Annotated in this window: 4 protein-coding genes and 1 pseudogene; 1 reads left to right on the forward strand and 4 read right to left on the reverse strand. The window is 72.3% G+C overall.

Features of this window, described 5'->3' with window-relative positions; genetic code table 11:
* Positions 1-445, forward strand: a 445-nt coding sequence (locus tag AC08OX_RS14890; protein ID WP_476608363.1) for a tyrosinase family protein, incomplete at its 5' end; no start/stop codon positions are given.
* Positions 446-560: 115 nt separating this feature from the next.
* On the opposite strand, the gene AC08OX_RS14895 is transcribed toward AC08OX_RS14890, so the two are convergent.
* The 4 genes and pseudogenes from AC08OX_RS14895 to AC08OX_RS14910 form a co-directional block, all read right to left on the reverse strand.
* Entirely contained in the window at positions 561-1,487 is a 927-nt protein-coding gene (locus AC08OX_RS14895) for a putative protein N(5)-glutamine methyltransferase (RefSeq protein WP_476608364.1), read from the reverse strand.
* 297 nt (positions 1,488-1,784) lie between these two features.
* Positions 1,785-3,252 (reverse strand): annotated as a pseudogene (locus AC08OX_RS14900) (sensor histidine kinase).
* Between the two features lie 11 nt (positions 3,253-3,263).
* The gene (locus AC08OX_RS14905) at positions 3,264-3,992 is read right to left on the reverse strand and encodes a response regulator transcription factor (protein WP_011434703.1); all 729 of its coding nucleotides are present in this window, start codon (positions 3,990-3,992) and stop codon (positions 3,264-3,266) included.
* A partial coding sequence (locus AC08OX_RS14910; protein ID WP_476608365.1) for an FAD:protein FMN transferase occupies positions 3,989-4,901 on the reverse strand: 913 nt, incomplete at its 5' end. The genes AC08OX_RS14910 and AC08OX_RS14905, both read right to left, overlap by 4 nt.

A 4,901-nucleotide genomic window follows, 5' to 3' on the forward strand; every position in this document is an offset into this window, starting at 1 on the left:
ATCGTCGATCCTGCCGAGCAACGCCGATATCACCGCAGCCTTCGATACCGTCGCCGATCCGACACTCGCGAGCTACGACGAGGCTCCCTTCAACGTGAGTTCGCGGGGGTTCCGCAACCGTCTCGAAGGCTTCATCGGCACCGGACTGCACAACCAGGTCCACCGCTGGGTCGGCGGGGGCAGGGACATGTCGCTGGCGTCGTCCCCCAACGACCCGGTCTTCTTCGTGCACCACTGCAACGTCGACCGTGTCTGGGAGGGTTGGATGCGGCGTCACGGCCGCGTGTACCAGCCGGACATGACCGCCCCGGCAAGCCTCCTCGGCCATCGGATCGACGACCCGCTGGTCTCCCCGTTCGCCCCGTCGAGCACGCCGAGCACGCCGGCGACCCCCCGCAGCGTGCTCGACATGACCGACACCTACACCTACGACGTCCTGCCCTGAAACATCTCCTGTTGGCTGACGAGCAGGTCCCGGGGATTCACCGAGGACGGCTTCGGTCCATCCGCATCCGGCTGCCCGCGGCCTTTCCGCGGGCAGCCGCGGATAAGGGCTGGGCCTACCCGACTGGCGGCAGCTGTCCAGCTGCCGCGCCCACCGCGGACACGGGAGCCGCGGCCGGCCTGGTCGCGATGACGACGGTGGCGTTCAGGTCGGCGGAACTGGCGACCGTGGGGATCAGGCCGGCCTGGGCGCTGGCTTCGACGATCGATGCCGCCTGCCGCTCGCCGGTCTCGACCAGCAGGTGACCGCCCGGGGCCAGCCACCGCGGCGCCTCGGCGGCCACCCGCCGCAGAACATCGAGCCCGTCCGCCCCGCCGTCGAGCGCCACCCGCGGCTCGTGCTCGCGAGCCTCCGGCGGCATCAGCTCAATCGCGCCGGTGGGTACATAGGGGGCATTCGCGGCCAGCAGGTCCACATGGCCCCGTAGGACGGCTGGCAGCGGCTCGTAAAGATCACCCTCGTAGACCCGGCCACCGGCGGAGGCGAGGTTGCGGCGGGCGCACCGAACCGCGGCCGGTTCGATGTCGGCGGCGTGTACTTCGATCCCGGGCAGGGCCGCCACCAGCGCGACCCCCATCGCCCCCGAGCCACAGCACAGATCGACGACAGTGACCGGCCGGGACCGGCCGGCAACCCGTTCGACCGCCTGATCGACGAGGAACTCCGTGCGGCGGCGAGGCACGAAGACCCCGGGGTCCACAGCTATCCGCAGGCCGTGGAACTCCGCCCAGCCGAGCACGTGTTCCAGGGGCAGACCGGCGACGCGCCGCTGCACCATCGCGGCGAGTTCGCCCGGGGTCCGGGCCGCATTGACGAGCAGCCGTGCCTCGTCCTCCGCGAAGACGCAGCCGGCGGCCCACAGCCACGTGACGACGACGGACCGCGGCAGGGACGAAAACGGTGAGGAAGACGGACGAGAAGAGGAGGGAAAGGACGGACGAGAAGGGGAGAGAAAGGAAGGAGAGGGGCCGGATGTCGACACGGGAAGCCTTTCGGGATGCCGAAGGGCACCCTCCCGATCGCCTACCTCGAACGAACCGCGCGACCGCGGGAGGAGAGCACCCACCCTGACACAGCGGAAATGGGTCTCACCCCCTCAAAACGATCACCTGTGGTGGCGGCCATCTTACCAGAGCTATCTGATCAGGATCGCCGCGGGCCCAGGGCGCCGGCCAGCACGACCGAGGTGATGAACCAGAACTCCGCCCCCTTCGCCGCCTGGCGCGCGCCCGCCACGTCTCCGGGCCCGTTTCCGGCGAAGGTGAACAGGTCAGTCGGGCTACGACGGACCGGGCAGGACGAGGCGGAACGTCGCCCCGCCGCCCGGGGTCAGCCGGTACTCGACCCGCCCGCCGTGCGCGGTGGCGACGGCGTCGACGATGGACAGGCCCAGACCGGTCCCGCCGGCGTCCCGGGACCGCCCGGCATCGGCCCGGAAGAAGCGTTCGAAGAGGTGGGCCACGGCATCCTCGGGGACGCCCGGACCGTGGTCGACCACCGAGACCACGATCCCGTCGGTGGGACCATCGCCCGGCGGCCCCGGGGAGCCGGCTTCGAGGGGGCCCACGGAGACGGAGATCCCGGCGTCGGGCGGGGTGTGGACGACGGCGTTGCGGACGAGGTTGCCGACGGCCTGCCGCAGCCGGCCCTCATCGCCGAGCACCTCGAGGATCGGCGGCACGTCGATCTCGATCGTCCGTCCCAGGCTCACCACACGGGCGTCGGTGACGATGTCACGGACCATCGCCGCGACGTCGACCGGCTGGCGCTCCAGCACCGGCCGCTGGTCCAGCCGGGCAAGCAGCAGCAGGTCATCCACCAGCTCGCTCATGCGCGCGGACTCCTCCTCGATGCGGCGCATGAGCATCGCCAGGTCCTCGGGCCGCTCCGCGGCGCCGCGGTGGAACATCTCGGCGTACCCGCGGATCGACGTCAACGGGGTCCGCAGCTCGTGGCTCGCGTCCCCGACGAAGCGGCGCAGACGCCCTTCGGAGACCTCACGCGCCCGGAACGCCGCCTCGATCCGGGTGAGCATCGCGTTGAAGGCGAGCCCGAGCCGACCCACCTCGGTCCGGCGGTCCGCGTCGGCGACCCGCCTGGTCAGGTCGCCGGTCCGCGGTCTGCTCGATCCGGGTCAGGGGACGCAGCCCAAGCCGGATGATGACGTACGCCAGCACGGCCAGCGCCGCCGTGACCACCGAGGTCGCCACGGCCTCGATCCTGGTGACCCGGTCAAGGGTGGCGTTCACCTCCGCGAAGGGCACGGCGACGATCAGCACATATCCGTTGTCGAAGCGCTCCGCGAGCATCCTGAACCGGCCGCCATGGTCCTCGGCGCCCACCGTGCACAGCGGGACGGTCGCGAGGTCCGGATGCAGCCAGGCGGTGGCGAGCAGGCGTGCCGACACCGCCGGACGCTGCGTCGGCACCGCCGGGCCACCCGGGCCACCCGGGCCGGGGCTGGCCTCGGCGAGCCGGCGGCCGGCGCCGTCGTACAACGCGCCATAGGTGCCCACCAGGAACGTGGTGCCGAAACCTGGGTAGTGGTCATCCCCGTCCCCGTCCCCGCCGGCCCGCAGGAGCAACTGCTCCATCAGCGGATGGGCGTCCCGGACCTGCTGGTCCAGCCGGCCACGCAGGTAGGCCCCCAGAGCCCCTCGCGTGCCGACGGCGCCGAGAGCCATCCCGACGGCCAGCAGGCCCACCAGGGCCAGCAGGGCCAGCAGCAGCCGGGCCCGCAGGGACAGGACCGGTCGGCTCAACGCGGCAGGCGCAGCACGTAGCCGACGCCGCGCACCGTGTGGATCAGCGGGGGTGGCACGTCGTCGATCTTGCGCCGCAGATAGCTGACGTAGGTCTCCAGGACCCGCGCGTCACCGCCGAAGTCATGTCCCCAGACGTGGTCGAGGAGTTGGGCCCGGGTGAGCACCTTGCGGGCGTTCGCGAGCAGGTAGTGCAGCAGGCGATACTCGGTGGCGGTGAGGTCGACGTGCCGCCCGGCGCGCCGCACCTCGCGGGTCTCCGGGTCGAGCTCGAGATCGGCGAAACGCAGCGGCGTGGGCGCGCCGTCGGCGGCCCCGGCCCGGCGCAGGATTGCCCGGACCCGGGCGATCAGCTCGCTGACCGCGAACGGTTTCGTCACGTAGTCGTCCCCGCCGAGGGTCAGCCCGTGCACCTTGTCCTCGGTGGCGTCCCGGGCCGTCAGGAACAGGGTGGGCACGCCCTGCCCCGATCGCCGCAGCCGCTCGCAGACCGCGAACCCGTCGATGTCGGGGAGCATGACGTCCAGCACGAGCAGGTCCGGCGGGGACAGGGCGGCCTGTGTCAACGCCGCCTGCCCGGAGTGCGCGGCGCGTACGTCGAAGCCCTCGTAGCGCAGTGCCATGGTCACAAGGTCGGTGATCGCCTCCTCGTCGTCGACGACGAGGACCCTGATCGGACGGTCCACCCACCCAGTCTCGTCCTGCTCGCCGGGAAGACCGGTCATCGGGATCCGGCGGACGCGGAACGGTAGCCGTCCGATGCGGGGAGTGATGCGGGGAGTGATGCGGGGAGTGATGCGGGGAGTGATGCGGGGAGTGCGGACGCGGCGGCGGCCACCTGGCCGGGGAATCCCCCCGAATGGTCCAGCCGACCGACGGCATCGACGATCAGCCAGGCCCATCCCTCCCGAGCAAGATCGGCAAGCAGGGTCCACGCGTCCCGGCCGGCGGCGAGGACGGCCGTGGCGTAGGCGTCCGCCAGGGTGAGGTCCGGTCCAACGAAGGTGACCGCGACGAGCTCGGTCGCCGGGATGCCGGTGCGCGGGTCGATCACGTGCGCGCCCCGCTCCAACACCCCCGAGGTGGCGACGGCCAGCTCGGTGCCCTCGACCACCGCGACGAGCCGGCTCCGGTCGAAGGGATCCGACACCCCCACCCGCCAGGGTCGCCCCGGCGCCGATGCGACACCCCTGGCCCGCAGGTCCCCCGCCGCATTGACGCAGTGGTCCGCGGCTCCGGCGTCAGTCAGCACCCGGGAGGCCGCCTCGGCAGCCCAGCCCTTGACCAGACCGGTGGGGTCCAGCGTGCCGTCGCCCCGCCACGCCGGGTCGAACCTGCCGCCGGTCCGCTCCCGGCAGGCGCGGGCCACCCGGTAGACCTCGCGGACGTGGTCGGGACAGGCGGCGAGGTCGACCTCGCCGCGCCGGATTCGAGAGACCCAGGACCCGGGCAGGAACGTACTGAAATCCTCGTCCGCCCGGTGCAGGACCGCGGCCGCCGCCTCGATCGCCGCCGCCAGATCCGCTGAGGCGAGCGGGGTGCGGACGTCGATGCTGACGACGGTGCCCATCACCGGTTCGGCGCGGACCCGTCCGGGCCGAACCGGCACCGGCCCGCCCGACACCGGCAGGCTA

The sequence above is a fragment of the Frankia sp. CoBUL1 genome (assembly GCF_978021245.1).

Coding starts and splice junctions, on each gene's coding strand:
- AC08OX_RS14905 (WP_011434703.1), bottom strand. CDS start 3,992: ATGACCGGTCTTCCCGGCGAGCAGGACGAGACTGGGTGGGTGGACCGT.